This window comes from Kroppenstedtia sanguinis (genome assembly GCF_050433445.1).
Taxonomy (GTDB): Bacteria; Bacillota; Bacilli; order Thermoactinomycetales; family DSM-45169; genus Kroppenstedtia; species Kroppenstedtia sanguinis.
On sequence record NZ_JBNPXF010000008.1, the window covers coordinates 126,203 to 143,014 of the forward strand.

Genomic DNA, 16,812 nt, shown 5'->3' on the forward strand with positions numbered 1-16,812 from the left:
TTCAGCAAGGAAGCGAAAACGATCCGTTTAAGAATCTGACCATCGAGCAGGGGTAAAGCTGGACGATATCGGAGCTGGTTCTGAAGAGGTTCCGTTTTTCTTACGGGCCCCCCTTTAGAGCTTGCTTTAAGGCCTCCAAACATCATCCCCTCTAGATCACCCATGGAATCGGTTCCCCTCATGGCTGGTCCTCTTTTTCCTCCCGCCACCACAAGGCTTCTTCCGGCTCTTCCAGCACCTCTTGAATTTCATGTTCTCCTGCCACCGCTGGCGGGGATCCGCGCAGGGACTTACCGGAAGTGTCTTTGACAAAATAAGTGACGACCACTATCCCGACCACTCCGGCGAAGATCAGGTAGTAAGCCGGTACCAGATGGCTTTTCGTCCAATTGATCAACCAAGATACCAGTAAAGGGGTGGTGCCGCCAAAGATGGAGGCGGAGATATTATAGGTGATCGCCAGCGCTCCATATCTCACTTCCGTGTAGAAGAGGGAAGGGAGCAGGGAGGGCATCGACCCTTGGAAAGTGGAAGAAAAGATCGCCAACATCATCAAACCTAAAAAAACGTATCCTGTACTACCGCTTCCGATCAACCAAAAGGCGGGAAGGGATAGAAGGATCACTCCGATCAATCCCCCCTGCACAATCCGTTTGGCACCCAAACGGTCGCCAAAATACCCCATCAGGATCACAATCGGAATCATGATCACCATGACGATCACAATCAACAGCAGCCCTTTGGTCTCTCCATACCCCAGCACAGCCGACAAATGAGAAGGCATGTAAGATAAAACCATGTAATTGACCACGTTATAAAAAAACACCACAATCATGCCGATCAGCAATGTCTTCCAATAGGAGGTAAGGATCTCCTTAATCGAGATATGATTATTTTCTTCCCGTGTCTCTTCCATCGCTTCGAAAGCAGGCGTCTCTTCCAGACGATTCCGCAAGTAAAAGCCGATCAATCCCAAGGGTGCGGCAATCCAGAAGGGAATACGCCATCCCCAGTCCAACATCGTTTCTGTTCCAAGCACAAAGGTGAGCAATGTGACCAGGCCTGATCCGGCAACATATCCGATCAGGGTCCCCACTTCCAATCCGCTGGCCATCACTCCCCGCTTCTTATCCGGGGTCGATTCTGCAATAAAGGTCATCGCCCCAGCATACTCTCCACCGGTTGAAAACCCTTGAACCAAGCGAGCGAGTAACAATAGGAAAGTCGCGGTGGAACCGATCGAGGCATAACTGGGAATCAAGCCGATACTCAAGGTAGAGACCGCCATCAAGATCAACGTGATAGCCAACACTCGTTTGCGTCCCCAGCGGTCCCCCAACATTCCGAAAAGGAAACCGCCCAATGGTCGGGCAAGAAAGGCGACTGCAAAGGTGGCAAAGGCATAGATCAATTGCACACCGCTACTCATTTCAGGGAAAAACACCTTGCCCATGGTCACAGCTAAGTAGGAATAAATACCAAAGTCAAACCATTCCATCGCATTCCCCAGAGCTGTGGCCACAACCGCTTTTTTCGCCACCTGGGGATCGACGACAGTAATATCCTTTTCATCCAGTCGATGTTTGGATCTCCGTTTCTTTTTGTGATGTTCTCGCTCAGTCAATTCTCACCCTCCTTGCCCCATTTCAGTTAAATCCGGGCATAGTATCAGCAGAGGAGGGATCTTTCATACCTGCACAAACCGAAAAAAACCGCATTTCAAGCCGATTTGAAGGCTTTGAAATGCGGTTTTTTTCTGGAGTCACCTGGGCATTCATCCCCGCAGAAATTGAGAAAACAAAGATAAGATCCCGGCGGCAATCAGCGGCCCCACGGGAACACCACGAAAAAAAGCAACCCCGATAATGGTTCCAATCATCAATCCGGTGACGATCGTCGGCTGATTTGTCAGCATGTGGGCCCCCCTGCCTCCCAGATAAGCCACAAGGATCCCCACAACCACAGCTGCCCAACCAGAAAAACTCTTCAACGTATCCACCAGCTGAGACCAAGGGATTTTACCCAAAGCGACAGGAGCGAGCACGCCCATGGTTAAAATGATGACTCCGATTTTCAAACCGTACTGCTCTGTCCATGTCAACAGCTGATTTCCCGGCCACAGGCGCAGGGCCAATAATCCTGCTCCTGCGATCCAGACCGTGGCGTTTTTGGAGACGATACCCAAAAGGGTAATAACCAGCAACATCAAGAATACATCCACTTCGGATCACCGCTTATTCTGGTTTAATCATTAAGGCTTCCTTTTTTCATTCGATCCTGACGATGTACGATCTCATCTTTTATTTTTGGAGGCTTAAAACTTTATTTTAACATCCTCGCACCAAAGGGCACCCAATAAATTAAACCCCTGGATATATTTCGCCTTAAAGCCCATGTAATAGAGCATACTAGGCAAAACAGATGTGGATCCACGGGAATTCGCAGTAAAGCGATCTTGATTTATACCATACTAAATGATACCCTTATTTTTGGTAGTTAATCTGAAACTCGGTGGTGAATGGTCAACCATGCGCAGGAATTAACGTTGGTACCTGCTCACTTTTTTCCTCGTTTGGATTCTACTGATCGTTGCTATCGTACCCATTTTTATCGGAGACGTTCATTCTCTCCCAAAGAAATCCTCAACACTGTCTTCATCGAAACTGGACCGTTCCCGTGAAATCGATATTTTATATGTTTATATGTGCATTTATCCCGTTATTTTTGGTCTTACTGATTACGTGTCCCATCGTTTTTGTTTTGAATCTCATCTGGATCCGGATGAGATATTTATTCCTCATGACTACGAAGTTCACCTCCACTTAAGCTCTTTCTTTTTTATTCCATAAAAACCTTGTTTTCCTACATATCCTAAGTGCAAATTTCAAATAGAGTCTTCATGCCTGGAGTATACTACAATTTTAAGATATCACAATGTCCATTGGACATACGGAAATGAACCTAACCAACGGAGGGGTTCCACTTTGAAAATCGGGGAAACAGACCTACCTGGAATTGGGCATAAGTTTAAGGTGACCACCCGAAATGGCGAGGAAATGGTCATCATTATTCATGATGATGGAAGGCGCGAACTGTACCATATCAACTCCCACGATCCCGATAAAAATATCTCCATTGCAACATTGGATGATGACGAAGCGAGACACCTGGCAGGCATTATCGGCGGCATGACTTATAAACCCAAGGCACTAGAAACAATGGAGGTAGCCCTCGACGACTTGATCATCGAATGGTTCAAACTTGAACCCGGTGCGAAATGTATCGGCAACACCATCGGCGAACTGAAGATCCGCGAGATGACGGGTGCCACTATCATCGCAGTGATTGACAAAGGACAAAAAAATCTGATTCCGGGACCAGACTTTCCATTGGTTGCCGGTTCCACCCTCATCGTCGCAGGCGAACGGAAACAGTTAAAATCATTGAAAACCTATTTACACAAGGGATTATGACGGGGGAGGGAGCTATGGACACACTCATATTTGAAATAGGTCTGGCAGTTGCTTTGGTCTCAATGGTTGGACTCTTGTCAGCTAAGCTCCGTTTTTCAGTAATACCCTTTTATATTCTGGTGGGGATGGTGGTTGGACCCCACGCCCCTCATTTCGGAATCATCGATTTGCGGTTTATCGAAAGCGCAACTTTTATCGATTTTATGGGACGACTCGGCGTATTGTTTTTGCTGTTTTACCTCGGTTTGGAGTTTTCCATCGGACGACTTATCAAGTCGGGAAAATCGATCGTGGTCGGCGGATCATTTTATGTCGTGATCAATTTCCTTTCCGGGCTGTTACTCGGGTGGATGATGGGCTTTCCATTTAAAGAAACCATGGTCATTTGCGGGATTATGACCAGTTCTTCCACAGCCATTGTGGCTAAAGTGCTCGTCGATCTGAAACGGACAGCCAACCCGGAAACGGAAATTATCATGGGAATGATCATGTTCGATGACTTATTCATCGCTTTTCACATTTCCTTATTATCCGGGATCGTACTCAGTGGAGCGACCTCCTGGACAGGTGTGCTACTCACTTGCTTGACAGCCTTGGTCTTTATCCTACTGTTCATTATCGTGGGACGAAAAGTGATGCCATGGGTGGATAAAGCGCTGGACATCCGGTCCTCTGAGTTGTTTTTATTACTTGTAATCGCTTCTCTGTTCCTGGTTTCCGGTTTATCCGAATCACTCCATGTGGCAGAAGCCATCGGAGCCTTGCTCATCGGACTGGTACTGGCGGAATCCGTTCATGCTAAACGAATCGAACAATTAGTCGTGCCCTTCCGAGATTTATTCGGTGCCATATTTTTCTTTAGCTTCGGCTTGTCCATTGATCCGACTACCCTGGGAGGGGCTGTCACAGTTGCGGTGGTCGGTGTCCTGTTGACCATTATTGGCAATATCGTGTCCGGGTTTTTCGCTGGGCGTGCATCCGGCATATCTACAAAATCCTCGGCGAATATCGGATTTACCCTGGTCTCCCGTGGGGAATTTTCGATCATTATGGCGAATATCGGAAAAGAGGGCGACCTGCAGCCCGTGTTACAGTCCTTTGCCGTACTTTACGTTCTGATTCTGGCTGTGCTGGGACCCCTCTTGACAAAGGAATCGAAAAGGATTTACGGGCTTTTTCAAAAAGCTACCAGCTGGGTCCGAACACGAGAATGATTCTTCATATGAGAAAAGCAAGAGGGCATCGCTGAAGCGATGCCCTCTTGGGTCTTCAAACTATTCCTGACCGGATAGAATCTGTTTGAGATGGTTGATCTGTTTTCTGCTGCCAGCAATGATCATGGTGGCATCTGAAACCAGAACATGATCGGGCCCGGGATTGATAATTTTACGCTGATTTTTTTCGATCACGGCGATAATTGTCGTTCCCGTTCTTTGACGCACTTTCAGCTCTCCGATGGTTATTCCGTTACATTTCGCATGGGGAGGAATCTTATACCATTCGATGATCAAATCCTCCAAAGCCATTTCGATGTTTTCCAAGGCTTTGGGGCGATAACTCATTCCACCGATGATTCCAGCCAGTTGCCGAGATTCCTCATCGTCCAGTGTGACGATGCATTTGCTCTCATCTGGATCATCCGGTTCAAATTGATAGACTTCCCTTCTTCCGTCGTCATGGAGGATGACCACGGCCTTCTCGCCGGAGCGAGTCTCCAATTGAAATTTGCGGCCGATTCCTGGTAAGTCAGTTTCTCGTATATCCAAAATGGAATCCTCCTTCTTCCGTCCCCTTCGATTACGGATCTGTTATACATAGCATAACGATTTAGTGGTGAAAGTCAAACAATCCCGTTCCACAGTACTCGGGGCAATCAGACCCATCCGTTGCCGGAGGTCGATTCGTTATACCGTCTCCGGTAGCCAGTTTGTTTTTCAAAGGATCCCCTGGCCAAAAATTTTTCTGAACCAAGAAAAAAGCCACAGCCCCTTGGAAAACATGCAGGCCGTCGCCCTGCTTTAGATCCTCGCACAACCATGCAGAATGCAGACTTCAAACTATGCCTTTGGAAGCCCAATCCGATTGAAGCTTGTGAAAAAGTGGCCATACCCACTGGACACCAGTCGTGCCTAGTGCCCCCTCAGCAAACATTGTGTGGAAAATCACAGATGGGCAAAGATGGTGGGGATTTGATTCGCCTTTGCGCTCTTTGCAAGAGATCGGAGCCGCCCCACCATCCCGCCCCCGCTTTGCTGAAAAACAAGATCAAAATTGCCTGAAGGGGCACTAGGGCTGCTTCCCTCATCTCCACCGTCTGCAAACGAAGTCAATCACAATCTTCTGCTGATCCCGTGCTCGATCTATTTAAAAGGTTTCAATCACCTCATTTTTCAGTTCATCCACAGTTCTGTACTCATCTGTACCCTCATCATAGCAAAAAGACTTATTCAAATATACAAAGGAATTCACAAACAGTAAAGAGGCTAAGTTCCCAGAAATCCGAAGCTTGAAAAAACAGACTCACGCCGAATCCGGCAGGAGTCTGTTTTCTCTGTAAATCATTCATCTTCCAAACTCAAGATTTTGGTTTCACCGCTTCACCGGTTGCAGCTGACTCGTACAACGCATGGATGATCCTTTGCACGATCACCCCTTGCTCTGGGGTACACAGCGTGTCAGTCCCTGTTAAGCAGGCTTTCACAAAACGCTTAATCTCCAAATCATGATAGTCTCCAGAGGGGAGATAGGCGGGGGTGAGATCCAACAGAGCACCGTGCTTTTCTTGATAAATCTGCAGCGGAAACACATCGGCTCCTCCTTCGTCGCCCATGAGGGAGACTTGCATCACATCATTCTTTTCCACATTGGCCGCAAAGGCGGTCTCCAACGTTAATGTGGCTCCGTTTTTAAATTTGATCATGCCGATGGCCATATCTTCGATAGAATAGTTCTTCCAATCCCATGCCCCCATCAATCCCACGCCTTCGCGGTTGCCTAGCTTCTGATAAGTACTGCCCAGCACGAGTTCCGGTTGCGGATAGCCCATCAGGTACAGGGCTGTATCCAGCATATGTACCCCAATATCGATCAAGGGACCGCCACCCTGCAATTCCTTGTTGGTAAAAACACCCCAACCGGGAATTCCCCGTCGGCGGATGGCATGCACTCGAGCGGCATAAAGTTCCCCTAATTCGCCGGCATCGATAAACCGTTTCAACACTTCCACCTCTGGCGAATGTCGATAATGGAAACCATAGGTTAGAATCTTGCCAGCCTGTTTGGCAACCTGAGCCATCTCTTCCGCTTCTTCCGGTGTCATCGCCGGCGGCTTTTCACACAAGACATGACACCCCTGTTTCAGGGCAGCAATCACTGCAGGAGCATGAAATTTATTGGGGACACATACGCTGACTGCGTCTAGTTCCACCTCGGAAAACATCTGTTCATAGCTGGCAAAGACATGAGGCACCTCATACTCTTCCGCCAATTGTTCGGCCTTTTCCTTGGCCACGTCTGCTACAGCCACGACACTTACCTGGTCTCCGCACTTTTGATAGGCAGGTAGGTGAACCCCCTTGGCGATCCCGCCTGCACCGATGATTCCGACTCGTAATGTGTTGGTCATCATAATTCCCGCCTCTCGCTGTTATCGGTTTAATAGGATTCCATCAAGCGTGTTGATTAGCCATATTTTGTATAGGAAGATCGTGGTTCTACCACACTCCCATGCCATCCTGCAAGGAAGCGAAGACTGTCCGCTCTGAATCCTCCGGGCAGGGGCTAATCCTGACGGAAGCAACACTAAGCGCCCTCTCTATACTCTCCACTGGGTAGAATGTCAAAGGCCGCTTTGGCAACACACGATTCCCTTCCGCCACCTATTTTCTCGTTAATCAACAGCTCTGGGATTCCATCTTCACTCTACGCTCTTCTTGATGGCTTAACCGGGCTGCCTCATTGATTGCCGTCAGTCCAATCACATCTTCTTTTGTAATAGTAGGTTCCTTACCATCTCGGATCCGATCCACCCACTGCTCCATCGGCGACGACAAGGGGGTGGGTAGCTGCTCCGGCTGGTGCCAACCCTGTTGGGAACTATGGTTGCTGTTGACACGGATCGTGGAATCGGTGACGATCACTGAGCCTTCCGTCCCATGGCATTCCAACAGAAAGGGACTGCCACCAGAGACAAACCCGGCTTCGATTACACCCAATGCACCAGATGCATACTCGACAATCACCGTCGCGTTATCATCTACTTCTCCTCCCAGAAAAGAGGAGAGGCGGGCCTGTACAGCGGTGGCTGTACCGGCCAGGCGATTGGTCAGATAGATCGGGTGAGCACCCAGATCGATCAGCGCTCCTCCACCGCACGCCACCGGATCAAAAAAGCGTTGCGGAAGCCATCCTTGTCCCTCAGGACCTGAGGGCACAGCCCCGTTGTGTGCCAGCCGGCAACGAATAGTCGTCAAGCGCCCGAGTAAACCTTGGTCCAAAGCCTGCTGGGCATATAGATAGGCGGGCTCTGTCAGTCGCGGCAAGGAGACCATCATTTGCACCTGAGCTTCCTCCACTGCCGCATATATTTCTTGGCAGTCTGCCACCGTGAAAGCCAGCACCTTTTCGGTGAATATGTGTTTTCCCTTGCGGGCGGCTGCGATGATGACCTCCTTGTGCAAATGGGTCGCTGTATCGACAATCACTCCATCGATGGCTGGATCCTCCAGCACTTGATTCAAGTCAGCTTCAAAAGGTACCCCCAGTTCCGTCGCCCACTCCTGTCCCCGCTGGGGATCTTCATCCCACACCTTAGCGATGGAAAGATGGGGATGCTCATTAGCTTGGCGGGCATAGTCAGGAGCATGAACATGCCATTTACTCAACAATGCTACAGAGATCATACGGTTTCTCCCCATTTCTTGGTCTAATTTTTACCCTTTGATACCAGTAAACGTGATTCCCCGGATAAAAGTCTTCTGCAAGAAGAAAAACAAGATCACAACTGGTAAGGTCATCATCGTGGCGACGGCCATCATCAGTCCCCACTCAGGCCCCCTGAGATTATGAAATTGCTGCAATCCCAAGGAAAGCGTATAAGATCCCGGATCTGTCAGATACAGGAGGGGACCGATGAAATCTGTCCAACTGGCCATAAACTGAAACAAACCTACAGCCAATACAGCCGGTTTAGCCAAAGGCAACATGATCTGCCAGTAAATGCGAAATTCCCCTGCCCCATCGATTCTAGCAGAATCCAACAATTCCGTGGGCAATCCGAGGAAAAATTGGCGCAATAAGAAAATATATAGCGGTACACCAAAAAAGGCTGGAATAATCAACGGCAAGGGGGTGCCTACCCAACCTAATTTTTCGAACATGATAAATAGGGGAATCATGGTCACCTGAGTAGGAATCATCATGACGGCGATGGTGATCGCAAAGAAGATTTTATTCCCTCGCCAACGTAACTTGGCAAAACTGTATGCGACCAAAGGGCAGGAGATCATGGCACCGATCGTACTCGCAAGAGTGATAAACAACGTGTTTTTCAAATAGGTGAAGAAGGGGATGTACTCCATCGCATCCGCATAGTTAGACCAAGTAAAAGGACGTGGAATCCATTCCGGAGGCCAAGTAAAGATTTGTGTAGATGGTTTCAGAGATGTGGAGACCAGCCAGATAAACGGAATGATAAAAAAGGCGGAGGCGATGATCAACACAGCATGCGTCAACACGGATCGTAGCCTTTTCTTCATCTTTGGATTCACTGAGACTCACCCCTCCTCATTTACCCTGATAATGGACCCAGCGCTTGGATGTCCAAAAGATCAAGCCGGTTAAAATCATGATAATAATGAAAAGAATCCAGGCCATCGCCGAAGCATAACCCATTTTAAAATACTTAAATCCGTTGTCGTACAGATACATCACATAAAACATAAGCGAGTTGGCTGGGGTGCCCTGTCCCTTGGTCAAGGTGTACGGCAGGGTGAACTGTTGAAAGGCCCCGATCACTCCCATCACCAGATTGTAGAAAATGACCGGAGTAAGCAACGGCAACGTGATGTGCCTAATTTTATGAAACCAGTTGGCCCCATCCACATCCGCTGCATCATAATAATCCTGTGGGATATCGTGGAGACCAGCCAGGTAGATGATTACTGCTTGGCCAATTCCCCACAGGGACATTAAGATGAGGGAAGGTTTGGACCAAATTTCACTGCCCAACCAGGCGGGACCATCGATCCCGATCGAAGCCAGTAGCCCGTTGACCAGACCGAATTGAGGATTTAACAACCACATCCACAAGACTGCCAACGCCACCTGAGGGACCAGTGTCGGCAAAAAATAGATGGTCCGGTAGATCGCCATTCCTTTCACTTTCAGGTTTAAAAAAAGGGCCAAGCTGACTCCAAACAGAATACTGAGTGGTACAAAAAAGATCGTAAAATAGACCGTATTGTACACAGATGCTAGAAAGACTTTGTCATGCATCAACTCGCGATAGTTATCCAACCCGACAAACTGCCCTGGCTGCAAAATACTGTACGTCGTAAAGCTGTAGTAAATCGATGAAACGAGTGGGAAGGCGAAAAAAACGAGTAGACCGATGATCCAAGGGGCAGCAAACATCCAACCCCAGAAACGCTCCCGCCTGTTCGATGATGCCCTCATCTTCTTCCGCTTCAAAGGAGGAACCTGCATCGTCGTCTGTTGCTCTGTGTTTGCCATACTGTGACCTCCTCTTCTCCAGAATCAGGGGAAAGAGGGTACCCTTTCCCCTGTGGATCATCTATTTGTTGAGTGCACCGTTGACTTTATTTGATACCGCTTTCAAAAGTTTTTCTGGAGTATTCTTCCCACGGATGGCCAAGTCTCGAGCTTTGGTCAGCTCATTCCACAACAGAGATCCTTCTGAGATGACCGGTCGATGATGGGCTTGGAGCAGGCTGTCCACAAATTCTTTTTTAATCGGATCGTCTTTGTACAGTTTCTCATTGATCGATTGAATGGAGGCAAAGTTACCGGTCATCTTACTGTAGATTTCCTGTCCCTCGGGTCCGGCGGCAAATTTCATAAACTCCCATGCTTCCTTCTCATGTTTGGAACCTTTGGGAATGACAAAGCTAAACCCGCCCGCCCATGTGGTAAAATTGTCCCCGGTCGGTGTGGGGATCGGAGCTACACCGTAATTTAGATCCGGTTTATACTTTTGAATTCCGCCGATTTGCGTTGGTACATTCACCATCATGCTAAGTTGTCCAGTGAGGAAGGGGCTTTCTGCCGCTGAACCTGCCGAATCTGTAAAAGCGGTTACATCCTCGATGCCATATTTCTTGGCGTAATCCGCCATCCACTGCAAAGATTCCACAACCTTGGGATCATGGGCGATCACCTTTCCGCTCTTTTCGTCGTAAAAGTCACCGCCAAAGGCCCATCCCCAGGTATAGAGCCAACCCTGGCCATACCAAGGAACAAAGCCGATTTGTTCAAAGCGATTCCCTTTCTTCACCGTCAATTTCTTAGCTGCCTTTTCCAGTTCGGCGATGGATTTCGGTGGTTTTTCCGGATCTAAACCCGCTTCCTTAAAATGATCTTTGTTGTAAAACAAAAGTCGCGAATCAGAATCCATCGGCAAACCGTACAATTTGCCCTTGTATGTGGCTTCGGCGATGGCATAGTCATAGTAGGACTCGTTATCGATGCCTGCTTTTTTCGCCTGCTCAGTGATCTCTGTCAGTGACCCTTGTTCTGCCCATGAGCCGATTTCAAAACGATCAAAGTAGGCCACATCTGGTGGATGCCCCCCCGCAATCGCCGCCAACAGCTTCTCATTCTGTCCTTCCCCCTGTTGCGCAATATAGACGGGTTTTACTTTTGTTTCTGGATTTTTTTCGTTGAACTTCTTTACGATCTCTTCCAGTGCCTCCTTCTCTACATCTGTCGTCCCATGCCAAAAGGTGATTGTCCCCTCATCACTCGATCCACCATCTCCAAACAAGGAACAACCCGCTGCCAGTGTGGACAACGCCGTCACCATCACCAGCGACAACCAACCTTTTTTCTTCAGGCCACCCATGACGGAACCCTCCCCCTCTTACGTATTTTTAGATAATTATAGTTCTGGGTTTTGGACATACTCATCCCACAATTGGTCCAAAGTTTTGCCCGTGAAATGAGCAAAGTCATCCGGACTGTAGGTCCCTGCTTGCAAACGGCGATGCAAATCATCCACAATGGTATCCCGCTGGTGCTTCTCCAGCCACAACAGAAAGCGGGCGGCAACGCGATAGCTGTCGGTATAATGCTGCCCTTCACTCACTTCCGGCAGAGACCAGCTCTCGTCATTGGGTCCGAAGAGATACCGGGAGTAGTCAGCAATCCCTTCGGTTAACCACACGGTCTCCTCGTCATAACGAGGATATCCTTGGGCGACATGGGTTAACTCATGGGTCAATAAAGCGATATCCTGGGGATTGGACCGGATCCATTCCGCATTCACTGTAATCACATTTCCATTCGCATAGGCGACACCGTCAAAATTTTCAATTCTCAAAATGACAGAGGTCTCTATTTTGCCTTCAGCTGAGAAGCGCTCCACAATACGAGGATACACATCGAAATACGTGTCCACAAATTGCTGAATCGTCTCGCTTAAATTGGGATCGCCTACTCTGTCCTCCACAGTTAGAACGTATTCATGCTGCTGATACACATTTTTTCCCACAGAGGAAACCTCATCCGCCTTTGCTGTGGCGATCTGTGGCGCGGCTTGAACCGGTTGCACTGCCAGCAAACTGCACAACGTTGTCGTACAGACTACACCGAAGGCGACTTTTTTCATTTGTAAAACCTCCTGTTTTTTTTAGTACTTTCTGAGTCTGTTGGGATGGGGTTTCATATGACCTTTTTGTTGTACTGGCGATCCAATGTGAAACCCAACCCTCCCCGCATAGCGCAGAGAGAGCCAGCAACCCTAGGAACGACTGGTATCCTGTCCTATGACGACTTTTTCACAACACTTCTAGATGGACGCCCCTTTTTCTGGAGATTGGGAAACTTTTCGCTCAAAATCGACATGATGGATTTCTTGCTCCACTGCGTCGAGGAGTTTGGAAAACTCCTTCATCGCTTGAGACGAATCCCCCTTTTTCAACGCATCCAGCAACGTGACGTGATAGGGAAAAGAGTTATCAAAGATAGACTCAATCCCAAAGGGATTTTTCCAAAATTCATCGAGATTGTCGCGAATGGAATGAATGATTCCCTCTAAAATGGAATTTTGAGAGGCCCGGTACAACACTTGGTGGAAAGAGGCATCCGCCTTGGATGCTTCTCTTCGATTACCAATTTTCAGGAAATATTGATACTGAGCTAGATAATCCTCCATCTCCTCCAATTGCTTTTGGGTTATACGTTCAGCCGCCAATTCCACTGCTTTTCCTTCTAGGGCACGGCGCACTTCACTCATCTGCAACAGGAAGCTCTTTTCATTCTCGATATTGATCTTCGTTTCAATCCGGTATACATTGGCGTCTTTAACGAAGACCCCCCTGCCGTTGATCACCTCGATCACTTCAATGGCTTCCAGAAATCGCAAACCCTCCCGAAGAGAAGAGCGGCTGACGTTCATCTGTTTCATCAAACGGTCAACCGAAGGCAACTTGTCTCCTTCCTGCAAGCGCTGGCTCTTGATGTAGTCTTTGATTTCATCGGCAACCATCTTGCTTAATGAAACTTTTTTAATTTCTCGCATCCCGCTTCCTACCTCCATCACTTGACCGAGATATCAGACTATCTACCTATACGATAGGTATAGTATATTTTGAAAATTTGGCTCCCGTCAAGTCTGTATAGGTAAAAAAAGCGTGGGAGAACAATAGCTACCCAAAGCTACGATTGTACCGCAAGTGTTGCATATAAAGTGGGCACTTAGGGCTGTTGATTAACCAGAAAATAGGCAGCGGAAGGGAGTCGTGTGCTGCCAAAGCGACTTTTGCGCCATGGGCACTACAATCTGAAATTAAGGTTGTGCCACAAGGCACTACAATCTGAAATTAAGATTGTGCCACAAGGCACTACAACTTGATGGGCTGAAGTTAGAATGAAGGTAGCCACCCTCCCGCCTTACGAGAGGGCGCTTAGGGGCAACATCCTTCCTTGGGTTGCTTCCGTCAGGCTTTGCCCCTGCCCGATGGTCAGATTTGGAGCGGCCAGTTTTCACTTCCTTGCCGGATGGCAACGGTCGCGTGGGTGAACACGATCTCCCCACCCAAAGTATAGCTGATCAACACACCTGAGATAATCAACACACCTGTAGGGCACTCTCACCTTTCCGTTACAAAGAACATCATTTGTTCCGTTGCTTGTGATTCTCACCGGTCAAATTCAGCAAGTACTGGATTAAACCATCCTGCTGTTCTTTTGTAACCCCGGCATCTTCATCCGCCCAATATTCATGTCCAATCCCTTGGACGTGTACATCCCGCAATGCTTTTACCGAGTGATTGGCCTCTATCACCCTTTTGCGAAGGCGGCGATCCACCAATGCCCGTAGACTATTGGCTGGATCCGGTTCAATTCCTTTGTAAATGGTTCCCGGTATCCCCAGTTGAGTTTTTATATCGGGACCGACTGCCACCCCACCGTCATGCAAGTAGGGTGCGGACCAATATAATCCAATCAACCCCTTCACTTTATAGCCTCCTGGAGAATTTCCGTGAGCAAAACCTAGTTTAATTTGTTCAGGATCCAAATGTTGGATGGGTACATCCAGGACTTTTGCATCCTTTGGTATCGGAACGGGAGTATCAAAGGAGTAGACCGATGTCGGTCCAAAAATTTTTCCCGTTTTTTTCAATGCTTGTGCCCGGGAGGGCTCTGTCCCAATCCCCCGTGCATCCATTATCCGGTTGTTTGTAAAAGCACGGCCGGCATGGCAACTCATGCACTTCGACTGGAATAACCGTCGCCCCTCTTTCATCATTTGGGGATCATGCTTAGATTTTGCAGGGGGAGGCTCCAGTCTGTTTTGCCATGCCGACATGGCATTCACCTGCTCCCCGACTTTGAACCCAGGGGAGGAAATGAGCAACCCGTCGGGTGCCATCAGGTTTAATTTCGGGAAGGAAGGAGACTGAACCATTTCATTTATGCCGGGAACACCTGGCGTTGGATCCACAGCTGTAAAAAAACTGGAAGGTTTTTTTCCTTTTTTGGGATCATACCTGAACTTTGGATTGGCGGCATTCTGCAGGATCGTTCCCAAATATACCTCCTGATCTATTCCAAATAATGGCGAGCTATTCTCTGCCTGGCCGAGGGAATCGGAATTTTGAGCATGTACATTGTTACTGAATGCGCTCAATCCATGAAAGGGCCCCGCAGTAGCAAATCCACTCCATCCATAAGGATGGTCGCCTTTGGTGAATGAGTCAGGAATTTGGGCAGGATTGCTGACCATATCAATCGTGGAATCAAAGTTTCCCCGCGGCCATTTCAAAAAGGTGGAATCCACTGCATCTTCCAGTTTTTCAGGGTCGGGGAGGCCATGCTTTTTTCCGGTCGAAGTGGTGACTTTCCGCTTGGTTTCAGTCAGGTAATTTTCCAGACCTTCAATCTGGGCATGAGTGAAATAAGCGGTTGAATTTGTTGCCAACCCCATGAGCAGCCCCGCGTTTAAGTCTCGGTTGGGTGCTCCTTCAATCACATTTTTCGAGACAGAATCTACACTTGCATGACAGGCGGCACATGAAACGCCCACTTTTAGTTTTCCTTTCGACCATTTAACTGGCATGCCCAGTGGTGCATAAGCTCCCTTTGGCACATCAATACCGGTATCGACCAGTTCCCCTTTTTTGAATTTTTTCCCCCCGACAACGGCATCCTTTGCAAGTTCCACTCTTAGATTGGTGGTTCCTTCACCTTGTAATTTCAGAATCGCTTTAGTAATACTGCCGATCGTCAAGGGCCCATTTACAATTCCCATAATGTCTGTGAGAAACACTTCATTTCCGAATGTTTCCTTGTAAAAAGCTTCTCTCCCGGTACGAAGAAATGCATCATCAATGATCCCTTCTTTTGAAGGATCCAGGTTTCTATTACTGGGGCCTGTATAGCCGGAGAGATCAAACTTTTGCTCCTTTGATCCGGATCCTATTTTGGCTTGGGTTCCGGCTTTCACCTGAACCACCTTATCCTCTGGAGGCATATAGGCATATTCAGGCTCTGTCATATAGATTGTCATGATTATCACAAACAAAACCAGAAAGGCAATAACCATCCAAAGTCGACCCTTCTTTTTGTACGCCATGCCAGAGTTATACACCTTTCCTCTATATTCAAACAACCATCCATAACATACTCTATAAAGAATAAAAGTATACGGAATCCCAGGTGTGTTGATTAGCCATATTTTAGGCAGGAACACAAGCAATATTTTACGATGGGAGCAAGGGGAAGAGTGAAAGGATCGTTTCGTTCCGTTCCCAACATCCGCTTGTTGGTTAATCAACAGCCCTGTTTTCGGATTACATATCCAACGAAGTTTTACGTACACTACTTTTTAATGAAAATAAAGGGGTGAATAATTATGAGGCTAGGACAACATGAAGCCTTGGAGTTACATGAATTGGGGATGTTAAAAACCAACTGCATCGCGAAGTGTTCGATGATGCAATCCCTGGTGAATGACAGTCAATTAAGCCAGTTGATGCAATCGGAGGTAAAGACCGCCCGTCAGCATCTTCAAGAAATCCAAGGTCTGCTCACGCAAAATCAAGGAGGGATGACTCAATGACTCAAATGAATCAGATGAAACAGATGGTGGCTGGTCAGGGACAAATGAACGAAAGCTTGATTTCCGTCGATATGCTACTGGCTGCCAAAAATGGCGTTCGGAACACCGCATTTGCCCTGACAGAAGCCTCCACTCCGGAAGTTCGGGAAATGCTGAAACGCCAGTTACAAGATTGCATCAACCACCATGAGCAAGTGTACGCCTACATGGAACAAAAGGGATGGTATAACGCCAAAGACTTCTCCAAACAAGTGCAAGTCGATCAGCAAATGGCTCAACAGGCACAACAAATGGTTCATCCTAGCCCACAACCATAAGCTTCAGGGTTGAATTAAGGCCGTCTTCCGGTCACGGTGGATGGCCTTTTTATATTTAATGTCAGGCGTGTTAATTAGCCATATTTTGGGTGGGGAGATCGTGTTCACCCACGCGACCGTTGCCATCTGGCAAGGAAGTGAAAACTGGCCGCTCCAAATCTTCCGATCGGGCAGGGGCAAAGCCTTACGGAAGCAACACAGGGAAGAATGTTGCCCCTAAACG

The 16,812-nt window shown here is 48.0% G+C and carries 15 protein-coding genes; 4 read left to right on the forward strand and 11 right to left on the reverse strand.

The window, feature by feature from the left end; all coding sequences use genetic code 11:
• Positions 1 to 178: 178 nt before the first annotated feature.
• Together JOD24_RS07050 and JOD24_RS07055 are read right to left on the reverse strand one after the other, a co-directional pair.
• A complete protein-coding gene (locus JOD24_RS07050; protein ID WP_429246623.1) occupies positions 179 to 1,624 on the reverse strand; it encodes an MFS transporter in 1,446 nt (481 codons plus the stop codon).
• Positions 1,625 to 1,774: 150 nt separating this feature from the next.
• A complete protein-coding gene (locus JOD24_RS07055; protein ID WP_429246624.1) occupies positions 1,775 to 2,206 on the reverse strand; it encodes a DUF441 domain-containing protein in 432 nt (143 codons plus the stop codon).
• Positions 2,207 to 2,984: 778 nt separating this feature from the next.
• On the opposite strand from JOD24_RS07055, the gene JOD24_RS07060 reads away from it, so the two are divergent.
• Together JOD24_RS07060 and JOD24_RS07065 are read left to right on the forward strand one after the other, a co-directional pair.
• Positions 2,985 to 3,473 (forward strand): cation:proton antiporter regulatory subunit, encoded by a 489-nt coding sequence (locus tag JOD24_RS07060; RefSeq protein WP_380165655.1) that lies wholly within the window; start codon positions 2,985 to 2,987, stop codon positions 3,471 to 3,473.
• Positions 3,474 to 3,487: 14 nt separating this feature from the next.
• Positions 3,488 to 4,687: a cation:proton antiporter gene (locus tag JOD24_RS07065; RefSeq protein ID WP_380165653.1), complete on the forward strand. Its 1,200-nt coding sequence runs from the start codon at positions 3,488 to 3,490 to the stop codon at positions 4,685 to 4,687.
• Positions 4,688 to 4,747: 60 nt separating this feature from the next.
• Here JOD24_RS07065 and JOD24_RS07070 read toward each other — a convergent pair whose 3' ends face one another.
• The 9 genes from JOD24_RS07070 to JOD24_RS07110 all read right to left on the reverse strand — a co-directional run bounded on the left by JOD24_RS07070 (position 4,748) and on the right by JOD24_RS07110 (position 15,756).
• The gene (locus tag JOD24_RS07070) at positions 4,748 to 5,242 is read right to left on the reverse strand and encodes a cation:proton antiporter regulatory subunit (protein WP_380165695.1); all 495 of its coding nucleotides are present in this window, start codon (positions 5,240 to 5,242) and stop codon (positions 4,748 to 4,750) included.
• 806 nt (positions 5,243 to 6,048) lie between these two features.
• Positions 6,049 to 7,098, reverse strand: a complete 1,050-nt coding sequence (locus JOD24_RS07075) for a Gfo/Idh/MocA family protein (protein ID WP_429246625.1) — start codon at positions 7,096 to 7,098, stop codon at positions 6,049 to 6,051.
• 268 nt (positions 7,099 to 7,366) lie between these two features.
• Positions 7,367 to 8,374, reverse strand: a complete 1,008-nt coding sequence (locus JOD24_RS07080; RefSeq protein WP_429246626.1) for a Gfo/Idh/MocA family protein — start codon at positions 8,372 to 8,374, stop codon at positions 7,367 to 7,369.
• Between the two features lie 30 nt (positions 8,375 to 8,404).
• Entirely contained in the window at positions 8,405 to 9,241 is an 837-nt protein-coding gene (locus JOD24_RS07085; RefSeq protein WP_429246627.1) for a carbohydrate ABC transporter permease, read from the reverse strand.
• A gap of 16 nt (positions 9,242 to 9,257) precedes the next feature.
• The gene (locus JOD24_RS07090) at positions 9,258 to 10,205 is read right to left on the reverse strand and encodes a carbohydrate ABC transporter permease (protein ID WP_429246628.1); all 948 of its coding nucleotides are present in this window, start codon (positions 10,203 to 10,205) and stop codon (positions 9,258 to 9,260) included.
• A gap of 61 nt (positions 10,206 to 10,266) precedes the next feature.
• Entirely contained in the window at positions 10,267 to 11,553 is a 1,287-nt protein-coding gene (locus JOD24_RS07095; RefSeq protein WP_429246629.1) for an ABC transporter substrate-binding protein, read from the reverse strand.
• A 36-nt stretch (positions 11,554 to 11,589) separates the two neighbouring features.
• The gene (locus JOD24_RS07100; protein WP_429246630.1) at positions 11,590 to 12,318 is read right to left on the reverse strand and encodes a basic secretory protein-like protein; all 729 of its coding nucleotides are present in this window, start codon (positions 12,316 to 12,318) and stop codon (positions 11,590 to 11,592) included.
• 180 nt (positions 12,319 to 12,498) lie between these two features.
• The gene (locus tag JOD24_RS07105) at positions 12,499 to 13,230 is read right to left on the reverse strand and encodes a FadR/GntR family transcriptional regulator (protein WP_429246631.1); all 732 of its coding nucleotides are present in this window, start codon (positions 13,228 to 13,230) and stop codon (positions 12,499 to 12,501) included.
• Positions 13,231 to 13,824: 594 nt separating this feature from the next.
• Entirely contained in the window at positions 13,825 to 15,756 is a 1,932-nt protein-coding gene (locus tag JOD24_RS07110; RefSeq protein ID WP_429246632.1) for an electron transport protein, read from the reverse strand.
• 309 nt (positions 15,757 to 16,065) lie between these two features.
• Between JOD24_RS07110 and JOD24_RS07115 the strand changes: the two genes are divergently transcribed.
• Both JOD24_RS07115 and JOD24_RS07120 read left to right on the forward strand, forming a co-directional pair.
• Entirely contained in the window at positions 16,066 to 16,272 is a 207-nt protein-coding gene (locus JOD24_RS07115; protein ID WP_380165636.1) for a spore coat protein, read from the forward strand.
• On the forward strand, positions 16,269 to 16,589 hold the full coding sequence (locus JOD24_RS07120) for a spore coat protein (RefSeq protein WP_429246633.1): 321 nt from the start codon (positions 16,269 to 16,271) through the stop codon (positions 16,587 to 16,589). Before JOD24_RS07115 ends, JOD24_RS07120 begins: the two co-directional genes overlap by 4 nt.
• Positions 16,590 to 16,812 lie beyond the last annotated feature (223 nt).

Coding starts and splice junctions, on each gene's coding strand:
- JOD24_RS07055 (WP_429246624.1), bottom strand. CDS start 2,206: ATGTTGCTGGTTATTACCCTTTTGGGTATCGTCTCCAAAAACGCCACG.
- JOD24_RS07105 (WP_429246631.1), bottom strand. CDS start 13,230: ATGCGAGAAATTAAAAAAGTTTCATTAAGCAAGATGGTTGCCGATGAA.
- JOD24_RS07110 (WP_429246632.1), bottom strand. CDS start 15,756: ATGGTTATTGCCTTTCTGGTTTTGTTTGTGATAATCATGACAATCTAT.
- JOD24_RS07080 (WP_429246626.1), bottom strand. CDS start 8,374: ATGATCTCTGTAGCATTGTTGAGTAAATGGCATGTTCATGCTCCTGAC.
- JOD24_RS07090 (WP_429246628.1), bottom strand. CDS start 10,205: ATGGCAAACACAGAGCAACAGACGACGATGCAGGTTCCTCCTTTGAAG.
- JOD24_RS07115 (WP_380165636.1), top strand. CDS start 16,066: ATGAGGCTAGGACAACATGAAGCCTTGGAGTTACATGAATTGGGGATG.
- JOD24_RS07075 (WP_429246625.1), bottom strand. CDS start 7,098: ATGACCAACACATTACGAGTCGGAATCATCGGTGCAGGCGGGATCGCC.
- JOD24_RS07065 (WP_380165653.1), top strand. CDS start 3,488: ATGGACACACTCATATTTGAAATAGGTCTGGCAGTTGCTTTGGTCTCA.
- JOD24_RS07095 (WP_429246629.1), bottom strand. CDS start 11,553: ATGGGTGGCCTGAAGAAAAAAGGTTGGTTGTCGCTGGTGATGGTGACG.
- JOD24_RS07100 (WP_429246630.1), bottom strand. CDS start 12,318: ATGAAAAAAGTCGCCTTCGGTGTAGTCTGTACGACAACGTTGTGCAGT.
- JOD24_RS07120 (WP_429246633.1), top strand. CDS start 16,269: ATGACTCAAATGAATCAGATGAAACAGATGGTGGCTGGTCAGGGACAA.